Annotated in this window: 15 protein-coding genes and 1 riboswitch; of the genes, 4 read left to right on the plus strand and 11 right to left on the minus strand. The window is 35.1% G+C overall.

Annotated features, from left to right (window positions below):
• Positions 1-115: 115 nt before the first annotated feature.
• The 4 genes from C1Y58_RS03435 to C1Y58_RS03450 all read left to right on the plus strand — a co-directional run bounded on the left by C1Y58_RS03435 (position 116) and on the right by C1Y58_RS03450 (position 3,943).
• The gene (locus C1Y58_RS03435; RefSeq protein ID WP_157949927.1) at positions 116-1,189 is read left to right on the plus strand and encodes a lysylphosphatidylglycerol synthase transmembrane domain-containing protein; all 1,074 of its coding nucleotides are present in this window, start codon (positions 116-118) and stop codon (positions 1,187-1,189) included.
• Positions 1,190-1,260: 71 nt separating this feature from the next.
• Positions 1,261-1,362, plus strand: a riboswitch (SAM riboswitch).
• 96 nt (positions 1,363-1,458) lie between these two features.
• Positions 1,459-2,466 (plus strand): methionine ABC transporter ATP-binding protein, encoded by a 1,008-nt coding sequence (locus tag C1Y58_RS03440; RefSeq protein WP_105614576.1) that lies wholly within the window; start codon positions 1,459-1,461, stop codon positions 2,464-2,466.
• Positions 2,463-3,128, plus strand: a complete 666-nt coding sequence (locus tag C1Y58_RS03445; protein WP_105614577.1) for a methionine ABC transporter permease — start codon at positions 2,463-2,465, stop codon at positions 3,126-3,128. Before C1Y58_RS03440 ends, C1Y58_RS03445 begins: the two co-directional genes overlap by 4 nt.
• A 20-nt stretch (positions 3,129-3,148) precedes the next feature.
• The gene (locus C1Y58_RS03450; protein ID WP_105614578.1) at positions 3,149-3,943 is read left to right on the plus strand and encodes a MetQ/NlpA family ABC transporter substrate-binding protein; all 795 of its coding nucleotides are present in this window, start codon (positions 3,149-3,151) and stop codon (positions 3,941-3,943) included.
• Positions 3,944-4,171: 228 nt separating this feature from the next.
• On the opposite strand, the gene sfsA is transcribed toward C1Y58_RS03450, so the two are convergent.
• From sfsA to ptsP, 11 genes are all read right to left on the minus strand, one after another.
• Entirely contained in the window at positions 4,172-4,864 is a 693-nt protein-coding gene (gene sfsA / locus C1Y58_RS03455; protein ID WP_105614579.1) for a DNA/RNA nuclease SfsA, read from the minus strand.
• A gap of 1 nt (position 4,865) precedes the next feature.
• Positions 4,866-5,825 carry a D-2-hydroxyacid dehydrogenase gene (locus C1Y58_RS03460; protein ID WP_105614580.1) on the minus strand — a complete coding sequence of 320 codons (960 nt, stop codon included), beginning with the start codon at positions 5,823-5,825 and terminating at the stop codon, positions 4,866-4,868.
• Positions 5,826-5,851: 26 nt separating this feature from the next.
• A complete protein-coding gene (locus C1Y58_RS03465) occupies positions 5,852-7,027 on the minus strand; it encodes an MFS transporter (RefSeq protein ID WP_157949928.1) in 1,176 nt (391 codons plus the stop codon).
• A 72-nt stretch (positions 7,028-7,099) separates the two neighbouring features.
• Positions 7,100-8,863 carry a diguanylate cyclase gene (locus C1Y58_RS03470; protein WP_242985335.1) on the minus strand — a complete coding sequence of 588 codons (1,764 nt, stop codon included), beginning with the start codon at positions 8,861-8,863 and terminating at the stop codon, positions 7,100-7,102.
• Positions 8,864-9,033: 170 nt separating this feature from the next.
• Entirely contained in the window at positions 9,034-11,223 is a 2,190-nt protein-coding gene (locus tag C1Y58_RS03475; RefSeq protein WP_157949929.1) for a GH92 family glycosyl hydrolase, read from the minus strand.
• A 236-nt stretch (positions 11,224-11,459) separates the two neighbouring features.
• Positions 11,460-11,711, minus strand: a complete 252-nt coding sequence (locus C1Y58_RS03480; RefSeq protein ID WP_105614584.1) for an HPr family phosphocarrier protein — start codon at positions 11,709-11,711, stop codon at positions 11,460-11,462.
• Positions 11,712-11,733: 22 nt separating this feature from the next.
• A complete protein-coding gene (locus C1Y58_RS03485) occupies positions 11,734-13,095 on the minus strand; it encodes a PTS fructose transporter subunit IIC (protein ID WP_105614585.1) in 1,362 nt (453 codons plus the stop codon).
• A 155-nt stretch (positions 13,096-13,250) separates the two neighbouring features.
• The gene (pfkB, locus tag C1Y58_RS03490) at positions 13,251-14,201 is read right to left on the minus strand and encodes a 1-phosphofructokinase (protein WP_105614586.1); all 951 of its coding nucleotides are present in this window, start codon (positions 14,199-14,201) and stop codon (positions 13,251-13,253) included.
• Positions 14,202-14,215: 14 nt separating this feature from the next.
• The gene (locus tag C1Y58_RS03495; RefSeq protein WP_105614587.1) at positions 14,216-14,986 is read right to left on the minus strand and encodes a DeoR/GlpR family DNA-binding transcription regulator; all 771 of its coding nucleotides are present in this window, start codon (positions 14,984-14,986) and stop codon (positions 14,216-14,218) included.
• A gap of 11 nt (positions 14,987-14,997) precedes the next feature.
• Positions 14,998-15,441, minus strand: coding sequence for a PTS sugar transporter subunit IIA (locus tag C1Y58_RS03500; RefSeq protein WP_105614588.1), 444 nt, complete (start codon positions 15,439-15,441; stop codon positions 14,998-15,000).
• Positions 15,435-17,141, minus strand: a complete 1,707-nt coding sequence (gene ptsP / locus C1Y58_RS03505; protein WP_105614589.1) for a phosphoenolpyruvate--protein phosphotransferase — start codon at positions 17,139-17,141, stop codon at positions 15,435-15,437. Before ptsP ends, C1Y58_RS03500 begins: the two co-directional genes overlap by 7 nt.
• Positions 17,142-17,270 lie beyond the last annotated feature (129 nt).

Genomic DNA, 17,270 nt, shown 5'->3' on the forward strand with positions numbered 1-17,270 from the left:
AATTTTCTAATGAAATTTTAAGGTTCTTAAAATTGATTCACTTGTATTAAAATGATATAATGGTAAAAAATAAAAATAGACTCTATAGTTTAGATTAAAAAACGAGGATGGTATGATGAAGAATCAAAATAAGCATTTTACAAGAAAGTCATTATTACGTTACCTAGGATTTACTCTACTTTTTGTTACCATATCCATCTTTTCATTACAATTTCTACTCCACCAATTTAATGATATAACCTTTAGTGAGCTACATATTTTCTCAAAAAATGCTTTAGCTCAAATGCTAATTCTTTTATTTGCTTATGTTGTTATCGATGGCTTTCGTTTATATTTTATATTAAGGACTTTAAAGGAAAATATCGTTTTTCCTTATGTACTCATCCTAACCTTTATTAATTTTTTTATATGCAATATCACTCCCTTTACAATAGGCGGTGCATTTGCTATGATTTACTTCTTGAATAAACAAGGCCTTTCCATTGGCAAAGCTGCTGCTGTCACTTCACTTAAATCTTTTTTGGCATCTTCTTTTAATATGATGCTAATTCCTTTTGCGCTCTATATTGTTTTAACTGGCGTCAGTGGTGATGAATCTGTAAAAAAGGCAGCCTTATTTTTCCCTTTAGTTTTAATCGGCTATATTTTATTTATTGTCTTACTCTTTAAAGTACTTAAACATAAAGAAAAAATCAAATCACTGATTTATAAACTCTATAAATGGCTATATAGCAAGAAAATCATATCATCTAATACATTTTATAAATCCTATAAATCCATTACGAAACAAGTCGATAGCTTTGCTTCTACTTTTCGTGAATTTTTCGGAGGTTTACCACGCTATATACTTTTAAGTTTTATTTCAACTATCTTTTATTATTTTGCACTTTATGCGTTCTCCGTGATCATGTCTAGTGATTTGGGCTTGGATATACCCGCTTTAGAAATTATGGCGAATCAAGCTGTGGCTACTTTCATTATGTATTTTGGCGTCACTCCTGGCGGGTCTGGATTTGCTGAAGGTGGCTATGTTTACTTGTTCTCAAAAATTGTTGATTCAGAGATCATTTTAGCTGCTTTAACCTTCTATTGGCGCTTATTCACAGTCTATATTACATCTGCTATTGGTGGTGTCTTTTTCTTCATTGAAATTATACGACTTCATCAAAGAAAAAGAAAAAATGCTTGACAATTATAATTAAATGATGCTATACTTCATATCAACCAAATCAATTATATAATTGATATTAAAAATTTAATATCTCATCAAGAGAGGTGGAGGGACTGGCCCTATGATACCCAGCAACCGGCCTTAATGGCAAAGGTGCTAAATCCAGCTGCAATCATGCAGAGAGATGAGAGAGATGATATGCCTATCAAACTCTTTCGTTTCGAAAGAGTTTTTTTAGTGCATAAATCACTTTTTTTGGTTTGACTTTAGTAAGGAGGCTTGAACTATTGATACGTATCAAAAATATAAGCAAAGAATTTAATAATACCCAGCATACAGTAAGAGCACTTTCAGATGTCAACTTACATATTGAATCTGGTGACATCTATGGCATTATAGGATTAAGTGGTGCTGGTAAATCCACATTGGTGAGATGCATTAATCGATTGGAAGAACCTACTTCTGGTGAAATAATCATTAATGATGATAATATACTCAACTACTCGATAACTCAACTCCGAGAATTACGCAAGCGCGTTGGTATGATTTTTCAACATTTTAATTTGTTGAGTATGCGTACTGTGGCAGATAACATAGCTTACCCCATGGAAATTGCTAAGATTCCAAAAACAGAGCGTCAGCAACACATAGACAGATTATTAGAACTCGTGGAACTCAGTGATAAGAAGCATGCCTACCCTTCACAATTAAGTGGTGGACAAAAACAAAGGGTCGGAATTGCTAGAGCTTTAGCCAATCAACCTGAGATACTATTATGTGATGAAGCTACCTCAGCATTAGACCCTAAAACTACCCGAGCAATCCTCAACTTATTAAAAAAAATTAATCATGAGTTAGGTCTTACCATCATTATCATCACTCATGAAATGGATGTTATTAAACAGATTTGCAACAAGGTAGCGGTTATGGAGCAAGGGAAAGTTATTGAAGAAGGTGAAACTTCCACAGTCTTCACACATCCAAAGCATCCAACCACAAAAAGCTTTGTACATCATGTAACACATGAGATTCCAGAAAATTTTGTAAATTCTAACAATAATAATTTGCTTATTCGACTGAATTATAAGAGACAAATGACAGCAGAACCAATCCTGTCTTATATGATTAAACACTTTAATGTTCATGCCAATATTCTTTTAGGTGGTATTGATCATCTTCAAAACATGGTTGTAGGCAATATGATTATTGAACTAATAGGTAAAGAAACTGATCAAGGAAAAGCATTAAACTATCTTAAAGAAAAAGGTGTAGAATACGAGGTGATAACATCATGAGTATAGAAAAGATCCAACAGATGCTACAGATACTCCCTATTGAGATATGGAACACTATCTACATGGTTTTTCTTTCAACTTTGATAGCTTCTTTAATTGGATTACCTTTAGGTACATTATTAGTTATCACTGATGGTAAAGGTATCAAACCATTACCCCTTTTCAATAAAGTTCTGAGTACCATCGTAAACATAGGGCGCTCTTTCCCTTTTGCTATATTGATGGTAGCACTGATTCCTTTTACCCGATTCATTGTTGGAACATCCATAGGTACTACAGCAACCATTGTACCTTTATCCATTGCTGCTGCCCCCTTTGTTGCAAGGGTTATTGAGAACGCAATGAAAGAAATTGATCATGGTATTATTGAGGCTGCCCAATCCATGGGATCTACTACATGGGAGATTATTTATAAGGTATTACTTCCTGAATCTATTCCTTCCATCGTTTCAGGGATTACTCTAACCATGGTTTATCTTGTTGGCTATAGTGCCATGGCTGGATTACTTGGTGGTGGAGGATTAGGAAAGGTCGCAATCCAATATGGTTATCAGCGCTATGACAGTACACTCATGATAGTTACTGTTATACTCATTATTTTTCTTGTTCAGTTTATACAATGGGCAGGTAATAGAATCGCTTCAAAACTAAATAAAAGATAAAGAAAATGGAGGATATAGATATGAGAAAAAAAGGTTTACTATTAGGATTAATTTTAACTTTAGCCATTAGTGTTTTAGCTGGTTGTGGAAAAGATGATAATACATTGAAGGTAGCTGCAACTTCTGTACCCCACGCTGAAATCTTAGAATTCATTAAAGAAGACCTAAGTAAAGAAGGTATTGACTTGGAAATAGTTGTTGTTGAAGACTATAATATCCCTAATCGTGCATTAGCTGATAAAGAAGTGGATGCTAACTTCTTTCAACATTTCCCTTACCTTGAAGCTCAAATAGCTGATTTTGGTTATGAGATTAATGCATTAACTAAGGTCCATATTGAACCAATGGGTTTATACAGCAAGAATTTCTCTTCTCTTGAGGACATACCAAAAGGTGCAACAATTGCAGTACCTAATGATCCATCAAACGAAGCAAGGGCACTGGCTTTACTTCACAACAATGGGGTAATTTCTTTAGATGATCCTGCTAACAGTCGTGCTACAGTACTTAATATTGTTGATAACCCTAAAAACATAACTTTTGAAGAAGTAGATGCCGCTTTATTACCTAGGACTTTAGATGATGTAGATGGAGCTGTTATTAATACAAACTTCGCTTTACAAGCTGACCTTGTTCCTATTGAGGATGCCATAATTATAGAAGGCGAGGAATCTCCTTATGTGAACATCTTAACCATTCGTAATGGTGAAGATGACCGTGAAGATTTACAGGCATTATCTGATGCTTTGACTTCTGAGAGTGTAAAAGAGTTTATTCTTGAGAAATATGAAGGGGCGGTAGTACCTGTTAATTAGGAGCTTCATAATAGAGTCAAGGATGAATGGAGTACTATTGCGCTGGTTGGAAAGACGTCCATGTCTTAGACAGCCAGACTCGCCCTCCATGGCTCGTTGCTCCATAGAACTCCATCCATCCTTTCTGTAACGCTATTCATATATATTACTTATAGAGTTTAGCATAAAAGGTAGTCCCCCATTTTGGAGCACTACCTTTTTTATAAGTCATATAATGACTTGGATAACTTATTTAAAAACTACTGGTACTTCTTCATTGAACTCTATGGAATCTTTGGTTACTATGCAATCATAGGCTAGAATGCGGACACCGGCTTTATGAGCACGTTTTAAAGCTTTTGAAAAATCTGGGTCCATTTTTTTATTAGGTGTGAAGTAGTCCACATCTTTCATTTGAACGAGAAAGATGATTGAACCTTCATAGCCTGCCTTGACAGCATCAATCATTTCTAGAACATGCTTGGTTCCTCTCTCAGTTGGTGCATCGGGGAATGTTATCATACCATCAATCTCTAGTGTAGCACCTTTAACTTCGATAAACCCTTTACTTTTTTCTGTTTCATAGTATAGGTCAAATCGGGATTTACCATAGGTTACTTCTCGTTTAACAAAGGTTGTTTGATCAATTCCTTTAATTTTATTATCTTTAACAGCATTTTCAATGATTGCGTTAGGAATCTGTGAATCAATATTTATGAGTCGCTCTCCTTTATAAGCACTAATCAATGAGTATTTTGTTTTACGATTAGGATTGCTTGCTTGTTCTAAATATACTTTAACGCCTTCTACAAGAATTTCACGACATCGTCCAGTATTTTTAACATGTACTACTTCTTCTTTCCCATCAATCAGAACATGCGCTATAAAACGGTTAGGTCGTTCTAAAAAGGTTGCTTCTATGATGTCATTTTTGTATTGCATACTATAACTCCACTCTATTACGAATTTCACCTTTTGTGAAAGCTACGATGTTTTCATATACTTCTCTTACCACAGTTTGTCTTGCTTCTAGACTAGCCCATGCTATATGAGGTGTAACAAATAACTTATTACTGTCTTTTACCATAAGAAGTGGGTTATCCGCATTAATGGGTTCATGTTCAAGAACATCTAATCCCGCTGCAGCAATCAAGTCTTCATTAAGGGCTTTAACAAGATCAGCTTCGTTGACAATAGTTCCTCGGCCCAAATTTAGAAGTATAGCGTTTCTCTTCATTCTATCAAGCTCAGTATAAGTAATTAAATTCTTTGTTTTATCGTTTAATGGTGAATGGATTGATATAATATCTGACTCAGCTAAAAGTTCTTCTAGCTCAACACGTTTATATTGATCATTGTTATTTTGACCAGATGTTGAATAATAAATGATATTTGCACCAAATAGCTTAGCGATTTCTGCAACTCTACGGCCTATGGCACCTAGTCCAATAATTCCCCAAGTCTTATCTTTAACTTGCCAAAACTTTTTATCAAAATGGGTAAAGATTTCATCATCAACATATTTGCCTGACTTTACATATTGATCATAATAAGGAAGATGTTCTAATAAGTAAAAGAGCAATGCGAATGTATGCTGAGCAACACTATCCGTTGAGTAACCCGCCACATTAGCAACACCAATTTTATTTGCTTTACAATAAGTAGAATCAATATTATTGGTTCCAGTAGCTGTTACGCAAATCAATTTAATAGTAGGTGCTTTGGATAAATTTTCTTCACCTAACACAACTTTATTTGTAATAATAACATCCATACCTGTAATGCGATCTAAAACTTGTTCTGGACGAGTAAAATCATAAATTTTAACTTCTCCCAATTGCTCATATATGGTTAAATCAAGGTCATTTCCTAAGGTTTTTGCATCTAAAATTGCTATTTTCAATGTGTATTCCTCCTCAAAAAGTACTTTTATGTGGTCTTCTTAACCCCAAGTTGTTTATGACTTAATAATACCATGATTACAGCAATAAATCCAATGATTCCTGTAACAACGAAACCTGTAAAAAGTCCATAACTATCACTTACAAACCCTAGAACCATAGGACCAAAAACAATACCTGCACTATAGGCAGCCTGATACAATCCCATAGCTGTAGCGCGTTTATCGTCAGGAAAATGTTTAATACTTAAACCCATCAGAAGTGGAAATACCATCCCTTTACCAGCTCCTGCAATGAACTGCACCAAATAGAGCATACCCAAATTTGGTACTAAAGGGATGATAAAGCAAGTGATCGCACTAATGAAAAAACCAATAATTAGTGTATTCCTTTCTCCGAACCACTTGATCAATAGAGTTCCAGAAAAAGGACTGATAAGTGCTGCTGGCAGTATAGCTAAGAAGGCTAATATCCCAAGTTGCAGGCTGTTTGCGGCGAAATTAGTTGTAGCGATAATTGGTGTGAATCCATAAACCGTTGCAAATGAAATAAACTGAGAAATAACTGCAAGCAATGAATAGAAGATGAGTAATTTATCTTTACTAATTTCTCTAATCTCCTTTACATTGATGGGATCAGGTGATAGTTCATCGTTATCTTTAATGAAAAAACTGAATATGAGTCCAATTAGTGCACCTACAGAACTTAAGATAAATAAATAAGGTGTACCAAATGAGAATGCTATGATTCCACCTAAGAGCATTGCAGACATACGTCCTAAATAGTTAAATCCATTGAGAATTCCCATGGCTTTAGGTGATTCATGAGCATCATAATAACTTGTAAACAAAACCGTATAAGCTACCCATGTAGAACCAGTAATTCCTGCCAATAAACGCCCTATTAAAAGTGTGTATACATTAGGATAAAAAAATGGAATAAGAGCACTTAATACTCCTACTAATAGTCCGAAATTTATAAATATCTTTCTTTTATTGATACGATCAGTAATGATCCCTTGGGGTAACCTTAAAAGAATCTGTGTTATACCGAATGCTCCAGTAATCATACCAGCCATTCGATGTGTCGCACCTAAAGATTCAGCATAAGGTGTTAATTCTGATGTGTAAGCGTATAAGGAAAACCAAAAAAATATGGTCATCATATAAAACAAGATGATCTGTTTTCTTCTCAATTTATGCATAGTATCACTCTTTCTGCTAGTAGAAAAATCCAAAAAAAGCGACATAGCCGCTTCATATTTCTATATTGTCGACTATATCGCCTCATAACATATTTTATTTTTTCCTAATTTCTTAGCTTTATACAACTGAACATCTGCCTCTTTTATAAGTACTTCTGTTGTCTGATCTTTATAGATGGATATGCCACCACTCATGGTTACTTTGAAATCATTACCATCCATGTCTTCAAAAATAATTTCAGCTAACTCTTGTCTAATACTATCCACTTCCTTATAAAATTCATTAGAAGACATGTTAACTGCAATACCAATGAATTCTTCACCGCCATATCGTCCAAAAGTTAATCGCTTCTTATCACTAATCATGTGATTACGCATGATATCACTAATCCTTAATAAAACTGAATCTCCTGCTAAGTGTCCATATTGATCATTAATTTTCTTGAAATTATCAAGATCCCCCATAAAGATGTGTATAGAATCATAATGGTCATGCTGACTAACAATCTCATCGATGATATTAAAAATATGTAGATGATTATAGAGCTCAGTTAATGGATCTTTTTTAACTAAGTCTTCTAATACTCGCGTTCGTTCAGTAATCTTTTTATCCAGAATCTCATTAAATTTTTGAACCTCATTGAGCATACGCTGATTTTCTACTAAAACCATGTTGGCTTCTTTAAATTTCTTATAAAATTGGAAAGCAAAATACAATGTCTGTATGAGTATTCCAATGGCTAATCCAAATAATACTAGACTTGACGTTGTTATCAAATAGTCATTATCTAATATGATTATAGCGCTTACTGCTGAAACATAGGTGCTAATTAATAAAAACTTGGATTCTACATGAGGTGAAAACCATAACGGAAAACTCTTGACAAAAATATAAAACAATATGGTATATACCAAGTAATCGATACCTCGTATAAAGGTATTATACTGATTCCCATGTAAAAATAATATGACTACTGAGCTTAAAATGAGTATAATTATAGCTAACTTATATATCCCTTGTCTGATGTATATCCCCTCATCTTTAAGTGCACGTTTTACAAACATAATATAGAAAATAATAGCTAGTAAATATGAGATGTTTTTTAAAAATAAAAACAGTTCAACGGATATATCATGAATTCCTTTGGTTACACTCAAACCACAAAAAGCTAAAATGATAGATACCATAATGGTAAATAGAGCATAGGTTAAAATAACCTTATTTCTATCTGTAAAGAAATACAAAGCAAATAAGTATATACCAAGAATTAAAGTTATCACGCAGATCGTTAATTGTATTTGATTATAAGAGTCATATGTCCTAGCAATTTTATCATACATTCCTACTACCATATTTCCTTTTAATCCACCATAGGAGGTATCATTTTGCCAAACCTGTATAACCACATCAATTCGTGGATAATTAGGAAGGTAGTGTATCCAAGGAAGAGAATGATCCTTTCGAATACGTGTCCCATTTAAATAAACTTTCATATTTGGATTTGCTTCATTCATCAGAAAGCCTAGTTCGGGACAATAAGGTGACTCAATTGTAAGTCGATAAGTTGCAAACTCTACATTTACTCCCATTTTATGCGGTAAAGAAACATTATGTTTTCCATCAAAACTTTTAAAATTCAAATCACTTGCATCGATTATTTGATTGGGATAGTACTCCCATAATCCATCTAATAGATAGAGCTCATCTTTTTCTGTAATCATTCCAAAATTATTTTGGTAATCTGCTAACGAATTTAAAACCATTGCTTTCGAGTTAAATAACCAGATTATGATACATATTAAGAGAAGTACAAAAAAGGTGAGCACTTTTTTCATTTTAGCCAATACTTACTCCCCCATATACTATAATTTGCTACTCTATTCTTCTATTTTATCATAAAATATGGGTATTCGTATATATTTAACAATAAAATAGTTTGATAATCCTACTCTTAATCATTGCTGATATCCTGCAGAATTATCAAACTTTATGGTTTGCTTACTCTTTATTTCATTGTTAACGACGGATAACTGACATCAGTATTCTTACCCCAACTCTTATTCGGTTGATGGCTCATCTCAAATCTTAACTCTCCCCCAGAAATAATATCTTTATGAGTGATCCAAGGTTGTTCAAGTACTTCCCCATTTAGTCTGACAGATTTAATATAACAATTATCCGGATGATAGTTATCTGCTATTATTTTAAATTCCTTTCCAGAATGGTATTGATCATCTAATTGAATCGTTATTTCTTTAAACAAAGGACCATTCAAAATATAATGACTATCACCAGGGCATAGTGGATGAAATCCCATTGCGGCAAAGACATACCATGCCGACATCTGCCCTACATCTTCATTACCAATAATCCCTTCTGGTCCCGTACCATATGCATGATCCACGATAAAACGAGTCCATTGTTGAGTAAGCCATGGGCGCCCAGCTGCCGCAAACATAAAGGGGATCGTATGAACTGGTTCATTAGAGTGGTTATAATAGTCATTCCACTTCATATGTTTAGGCGTTTTTTCGAATAACTCAATGAGTTCATCATAAAAATGTTCTTCACCCATAAGCTGCTTTAAGCCTTCTACATCATGAGGAACAAACCACTCTTGCTGGAACGGGTTTGATTCAACACACCCTTGTCCATAACTTGTTTTACCTTCCCAAGGAATGAAGTTACCTTCATGATCTTTTGCTCTCATACACCCCACGCTTGGATCATAAATCTTTCTATAATTTTCAGCCATCTTGATCAATATTTTGTAGTCTTCTTCTTTCCCTAAAGCTTTTGCAAGTTGTGCTAGACACCAATCAGCATAACAGTTTTCTAAGGTGCAAGATAACTCATTGGGTACCCACCCCAGTCTTAAATAATCAGCTGCACCATCTCGATTTGTCTCCTTCCCTAAAGCTGTTTGTCGACATGCAAGATAAGCTGCTTCAACATCATAATCCCTGATACCTTTCAAATAAGCATCTGTTATTACTGAGATGGCTGGATCCCCAACCATACACCCACTATAGGAATTCATTATTTCCCATTTAGGTAGATACCCTTTCCCACTCAATTGAGCAAGCTGTATAAATGAGTTAATTTCATCGTTAACAAGCTGTGGGTTGAGTATCGTCTGTAACGGAAACTGACTTCTGAATACATCCCACCCACTAAAAACAGTTCTGTATACGAAATTACTTGTAGTATGTATTTTGCCATCTGCTCCAACGTACCTACCGTCACTATCTGATGCCATCCGAGGATCAATCATTGTATGGTATAGTGATGTAAAAAAAGCTTCTTTTTGCACCTCTGTACCACCAGAAATCTTAATCCCTCCCAAAGCTTCATCCCAAAGCTTCCTGTTGTCCATGTAAACTCTTTCGAAGTCCCAATGAGGTATGTCGCTCTCTAAATTCTTTTTTGCACCTTGAATATCCACAAAAGAAATCCCCACTTTAACAAGAAGTGTACGGCATGTGAAATCAGCCTGAAAAAAGAGTTGCTCACCTTCTATCAATGTTTGATTTGGTAGCGTTTTTTTACCATCAATGAATTTGTAGTTATCAAAAGGCTCTGAGAATTCTGCATAAAAATGCATTTTATAACTAACTTTACCTGCCCCTTTTCCCCACCCCCCTGAGCTGGATGGACAATCCATCCATCCTTCTAAAGTATTCTTTCCAGTAATTTTAATCAATTGTTTGGCTGAGTGTCCACCTATACGTCTCGATAAGTCTATAACTACTCCAGGCTTTTTGGAACCATTAAATGAAAATCGCATCATGCCAGCTCTTCGAGCAGTGGTTAGCTCCGTCATGACATGATAGCGGTCAAGAAGGACACGATAGTAGCCAATTGATGCATCTTCTGTCTTATGATCGAATACTGAAGCTACTTCTGTTGGAAGAAATCCAGGTGTTCCTTCTATCGGCATTATTCTAAAATTTCCAAACTCCCCGTACCAACCAACACCTGTCATACGGGCTAAACTAAAACCTAGAATTTCGTTATCGTAATAATTATAACCTGATGTGTGATCTGATTTATCTGTAGTATCTGGACTTAACTGAACTAGTCCAAAAGGTGTAGTTGAACCAGGAAAAGTTTTACCTACGGAGTCACGATCACCATCTTCCAATACTGTGGTACATCCAATTATAGGATTAATGTAGTCAATGGATAATTTCACTTTTATACCCCTCTTTCACTATTAATAGCAATCTTTATTGCTTTTATGTGCATTAATATGTTTTTATGTGTTATATTCAATATTATACACTTATATACACATATAATCAATTATTAAATTTCTTAAAGAGTGGCTAAACTATTTCAATACTATAAGAGGCATCGAAACTTTAAATATAGTCCCGATGCCTCTTATTACATATAAATACTTCTATACTTTATATTAAGTGTGTAAATTTATGCTTTCATAAAGACTCTAATTGCCTTCATTGCTTCTTGTTCATCTTCTCCATCTGTTGTAATATTGACCGAATCTCCTTTAACTGCACCTAAACTCAAAATGCCAAGTATACTTTTGGGATCTACTTTTGTCTCATTTTTTTCTAAAGTTACTTTTGACTTAAATTTTTGGCAAACCTTTGTGAGTTCAGACGCTGGTCTTGCATGTAGCCCTTCTGCAAAGGGAATGATTAATGTCTCCGTCAACACTTGAATACCTCCTTGCTATAGTTTATGCTGTTTTCTTTAATGCTCCAACTGTTAAAGCTGTTACTACAGTACCTACTGCAATTGCAATGATATAACCTAATAAATTTTCAATTGCAAAGAATACAAAGATTCCACCGTGTGGAACTGATAAAGTTGCTTCAAATAACATGGATAATGCACCAGTTACTGCAGATCCTAACATGATTGATGGAATAACGCGTACTGGATCTGCTGCCGCAAAAGGAATGGCGCCTTCAGTAATGAAACTTGCTCCTAATACCCAAGCTGCTTTACCAGCCTCTTTTTCAGCATTAGAAAATTTATTCTTAAATAATACAGTTGCTAAAGCTAATCCTAATGGTGGTACCATACCAGCTGCCATAACAGCTGCCATGGTCATTGAACCAGCCCCTGCAACCAATGTTCCAGTACCAAATGCATAGGCCGCTTTATTAACTGGTCCACCCATATCAAAAGCCATCATAAGACCAATGACCAACCCTAAAACAACTGCATTTGCACCGGATAATCCCGTTAAGAAATTATTCATGGCTGCATTGATTGCGGCTACAGGTGAGCCTACAACATAGAACAAGATTAAGCCAACTGATAATGAACCAAGTACAGGAATAATAAGCACAGGCATAATGCCTTGTAAAGACCTTGGTAGTTTAATATACTTCTTAATGAGCTTAACAATATAACCTGCTAAGAAACCGGCAACAATACCACCTAGGAAACCGGCATTCAATTGTCCAGCAATCATACCACCAATCATACCAGGTGCTAGACCTGGTCTGTCAGCAATAGAGTAAGCTATATAACCTGCTAAAATCGGTACCATTAAACCAAATGCACCTGCTCCACCACCAATTCCCATCAAATAAGCAGCAAGGGTACCTTCTTGTTGAAATGCATCATAACCAAATAAGAAACTAAGTGCAATTGCAATACCACCTGCAACGACAAAAGGAATCATAAAGGATACGCCATTTAATAAGTGTTTATACGCTCCTTTTCTTTGACCTCTGCGTTCTTCTTTTATTCTAGACACTTCATCAACCAAATCTTCTCCACCGTATACTGGAGCTTTTAATGCTTCATCGATAAGTTTACCAGTGTCTTTAATAGCTTCACTTACAGCAACACTTAATACTTTTTTTCCATTAAATCTTTCCATAGGAACTGTTGTATCACATGCTAATAAAATAGCATCTGCTTCTTTAATTTCTTCTGCTGTTAATTCATTCTCTACCCCTACAGAACCTCTTGTTTCTACCTTCACCTCATACCCTTTGGATTTAGCTGCTTCTTCAATAGCTTCTGCAGCCATATAAGTATGGGCTATTCCAGTTGTACAAGCAGTTACAGCTAAAATTTTCATATAAAACCCTCCTCTTATTATTTGATTAGATCACAGAAAATATAAAATGTTATGACTAATCACTTTGTACGTGGTTATTAAATGAGTTCACAACCACAATTATGTCTAGACTATAAGACTTACGCTTGATTTCAAGAAAGAATCAAACATTTATATTAATGATGGTCATATTGACTACTTACATCATTAACAACGACTTTTGATTGTATTACCTGTACTTGATCTTTTGTGAAGCCTTGAGTTCCCTCAGTTGTCACCGCTAAAGTTCCACATGCCGTCCCATAAACAAGGGCTTTAAAAGGATCTTCATCTAAGGCATAAGAATTAATAAATCCACCTAACATAGAATCACCTGCTCCAACGGAATTTATAGCCTTCACTGGAATAGGATTAGCCATGATAACCTTTTCCTTGGAAACAAGTACACTTCCCTCCTTGCCCATGGACACTAAAACCCATCGAATATCGTAGTTCTTGCTAATCTTTTGTGCTGCATGAATAACATCTTCTATAGAATCCACCTTAACGCCAAAGGTATTTTCAAGTTCATGTATATTCGGTTTAATGAGAAAGGGACTTGCTTTTATACCTTCCGCCAAAAGTTTACCATCAGCATCAAGAACGGTTTTTGTGTGGTCTTTTACCAACTCTATTAATTCTTTATATAAGCCTTCTGAACACCCCCAGGGCATACTTCCACTGAAAATCATGTAATCCGATACTTTAGCATATTCTTCTACTTTACTCTTGATCAAACTGATTTGCTCAGCATGAATTTGAAAGCCGCTGTCGTTAAAATCTGTAGTGGTCATTGTGCTTAAATCAACTATCTTTGTATTCACTCTATTCTTATCATCAATATCAACAAAATCAAACTGAATGTTTTCTTGATGAAAATACGCTTCAATTTCTTTTTTATTTCTGCTTCCTAAAAAACCAATAGCGGTTGTTTCACCCTCTAAGAGATGAATAACTTTGGCAACGTTGATTCCCTTACCACCTACATCCTCCCTACATGATTTAATGCGATGTACTTTTCCCAAAATACATTGGTCAACAATGAGCGTGCGATCAATTGCTGGATTCAAAGTAATAGTCGTTATCATACCCCCACTCCCTTCTAAACACGTATCACATCTATGTCATAACGGAGATATTGATCTAATATATATTGCTCTAACCCTGTGTCAGTGATGATCCTGTCAATCTTGGATATAGGTCCAGCTTCACAAAGAGCAACTTTATTGAATTTACTATGATCTACTAAAACAGTCACTTCAGAAGCCATATTCATCATCACTCGTTTCACATCAGCTTCAGCTAAGTCTGGTGTTGTTAATCCACTCTCAATGGTAATACCATTACTACCAATGAAAGCTTTATTCACATTGAACCTTCTTAAGCTATCTATAGCTAAATTCCCAACTGTAGCTAATGTATTTAGGCGTACCTTACCCCCAACAGTATATAACTCAACTTTTTCATTCTTGGCAATTAAATGGGCTGCCATAGTTGAGTTGGTTACCACTACTAAAGGAATGGTTGATTCACCAATAAGACCAGCTAATTCTAATGTTGTTGTTCCTGAATCCAGTACAACGCTATCATTTTCTTTAATTAAATCAAATGCTCTCTCAGCTATTCTCAATTTTTCATCATGATATCTGGATTCTTTTTGAAAAAAAGATGGCTCCTCTGTGACATTAATACTACTACTAATCATGGCCCCCCCATGGGTCCGTTCAATCTTCCCTTCTTGTTCCAATAGGGTAAGATCTCGACGAATGGTGGCTTCTGAAGCATTTAATGTATCACACAACTCCTTAACTGAAATACTTTGATTAGCCATAAGGAGTGTTACTATTTCTTTTCTCCGTTCTTCTGGAAACATTTTCCTCACCTCTATCCTATTGCTTCTTCAAGAACATGAAGCAATTCTTCTTTAGTCTCTACTTTTCTGAGTTGCTCTCTAAAATCTTGTTTCATTAATTTTCTTGAAATCATGGCAAGTATTTTAAGATGCTCAGAACCTGCTTGTGCTGCTGGCACCCCGATGATGAACACAATATCAACGGTATTATCATCTAACGCTTGCCAATCAAGGTCTTTCACTTTTGCAAATCCTAAGAATGGTTCATTAACAGCATCAGTCTTACCATGCGGTATCGCCACACCAAAGCCCACAGCTGTACTGCATTCTTCTTCACGTTTTAAGACTGCTTTCACATACTCATCGATATTATTGATCCTTCCAGCCCCTTTTGCTAAACTGGCTAGATATCTAATAGCTTCTTCCTTTGTATTTACACTAAGATTCATTTCTATTAACTGTTCATTAATTAACATTTTAGTGCCTCCTCTTCGAGCCTTTTTTGAATATCAGAAACTGTATTATAATTAGTAAGTTGTTTCGCCAGATCTCTTGTTTTTTTATAGTCTAATTGCCGAATAATCTTCTTCACCACAGGTATTGAAGAAGGACTCATACTTAATTCATCTAATCCTAATCCCACTAATACTGGTGTGAAATCTGGATTCCCTGCCATTTCACCACACATACCTACCATTTTTTCATGGTCATGTGCATCCTTAATTACTTTTTTAATCATTCGTAAAACGCCTGGGTGTAGAGGTTGATATAAATGAGCTACATTTGTATTCATTCGATCAACCGCTAGAGAATATTGGCATAAATCATTGGTTCCTATGCTAAAGAAATCAACTTCTTCTATGAGCATGTCGGCAATCATCACTGCAGCTGGAACTTCAATCATAATACCCACAGATATATCTTCTTTGTAAGCTACCTCAGTTGTTTTCAATTCTTTTTTGCATTGTTCCAAGATTAATTTTACCTGTCTAAGCTCTTCCATTGAAGTAATCATTGGAAACATAATCTTAATGTTTCCATAAATAGCTGCTCTTAATATAGCTTTTAATTGTGTCTTGAATATTTCTTCTTTACCTAAACACAAACGAATAGCTCTAAAGCCTAAAAAAGGATTCATTTCTTCTTGAAAATCATAATATGATAGTTGTTTATCCCCACCAATGTCTAAAGTTCTTATGATGATCTCATTGCCACCATTCTCAGCAACTTCCTTATAAATGTTGAACTGCTCCTCTTCTGTTGGAAAATGGTCACTATTCATATAGATTAATTCTGTTCTCAATAATCCGATACCTTCCGCACCATTCTCAATCATATAAGGTAGTTCATTTGTACTTCCAATATTGGCATATAGCTTAATCACATGACCATCGGTAGTCATTGCTTTTTCGAATTTTAACGCCTTTAAAGCATCCCTTTCTCTTTCAAGCACCTCTAGACGATCATGATAATTCTTTAGTAGACTTTCTGAAGGATCCATGATGATATTGCTGTCAACTGTATCCAGTATGATAACTTCTGCATTATCAACAGCTTGGACTGCATTTTTTACACCAACCATGGCTGGAAGCCCCATAGCTTTAGCTATAATGGCTGCATGACTGGTTTCACTTCCGATCTCCGTTATAATACCTTTAACTTGCTTACTTAACCCGACTGTGTCAGAAGGCGTTAGGTCTTTAGCTATAAGGATAACGGGTTCATTAATATCTGCAAGTGATTGGTGATCGATACCTAATAGAATTTGAATCAAACGCCTTGTCACATCATTAATATCAGCAGCTCTCCCTTGAATATATGGATCAGGAATAGCCATAAACATTTTCTCAATGTTTTGTCTTGCAGCTTCTACTGCTACTTCAGCCTTTTTCCCTTGATCTATACTCTCCTTAATCCTTTCAGCTAACATAGGATCTTTTAACATCATCAAATGTGCTTCAAAAATTTCAGCTTCTTCTTCTCCAATTTCATTTAAAGCCTTTTCTTTGAGAGCATTTAGTTGTAATTCTGCCTCTAGGTATGCACTATCAATCTTTTCTTCTTCATACACGATTTCTTCTTGTGCAACTTCTATATCATTAATGATTATTTCTTGTTGATTATAAATAAACGGTCTAGCTATCCCTATTCCTTTACTTACAGCTATGCCCTGCATTCAATCACATCCAATCATTTAAATTATTGTAAGTTGATTGTTTTTGATTGATTTTATTATAATATAATCAAAACCAAAAATCAAGCATTTTTTATAATAAAATTTCTTATATTTTAACTATTATTAATA

This window comes from Vallitalea okinawensis (assembly GCF_002964605.1).
Classification (GTDB): Bacteria; Bacillota; Clostridia; order Lachnospirales; family PQDH01; genus Vallitalea_A; species Vallitalea_A okinawensis.

Bases quoted from the DNA above. Each gene is read 5' to 3' on its own strand.
- C1Y58_RS03450 (WP_105614578.1), top strand. From the start codon at position 3,149: ATGAGAAAAAAAGGTTTACTATTAGGATTAATTTTAACTTTAGCCATT.
- C1Y58_RS03435 (WP_157949927.1), top strand. From the start codon at position 116: ATGAAGAATCAAAATAAGCATTTTACAAGAAAGTCATTATTACGTTAC.
- C1Y58_RS03445 (WP_105614577.1), top strand. From the start codon at position 2,463: ATGAGTATAGAAAAGATCCAACAGATGCTACAGATACTCCCTATTGAG.
- C1Y58_RS03485 (WP_105614585.1), bottom strand. From the start codon at position 13,095: ATGAAAATTTTAGCTGTAACTGCTTGTACAACTGGAATAGCCCATACT.
- C1Y58_RS03470 (WP_242985335.1), bottom strand. From the start codon at position 8,863: ATGAAAAAAGTGCTCACCTTTTTTGTACTTCTCTTAATATGTATCATA.
- ptsP (WP_105614589.1), bottom strand. From the start codon at position 17,141: ATGCAGGGCATAGCTGTAAGTAAAGGAATAGGGATAGCTAGACCGTTT.
- C1Y58_RS03465 (WP_157949928.1), bottom strand. From the start codon at position 7,027: ATGCATAAATTGAGAAGAAAACAGATCATCTTGTTTTATATGATGACC.
- pfkB (WP_105614586.1), bottom strand. From the start codon at position 14,201: ATGATAACGACTATTACTTTGAATCCAGCAATTGATCGCACGCTCATT.
- C1Y58_RS03495 (WP_105614587.1), bottom strand. From the start codon at position 14,986: ATGTTTCCAGAAGAACGGAGAAAAGAAATAGTAACACTCCTTATGGCT.
- sfsA (WP_105614579.1), bottom strand. From the start codon at position 4,864: ATGCAATACAAAAATGACATCATAGAAGCAACCTTTTTAGAACGACCT.
- C1Y58_RS03500 (WP_105614588.1), bottom strand. From the start codon at position 15,441: ATGTTAATTAATGAACAGTTAATAGAAATGAATCTTAGTGTAAATACA.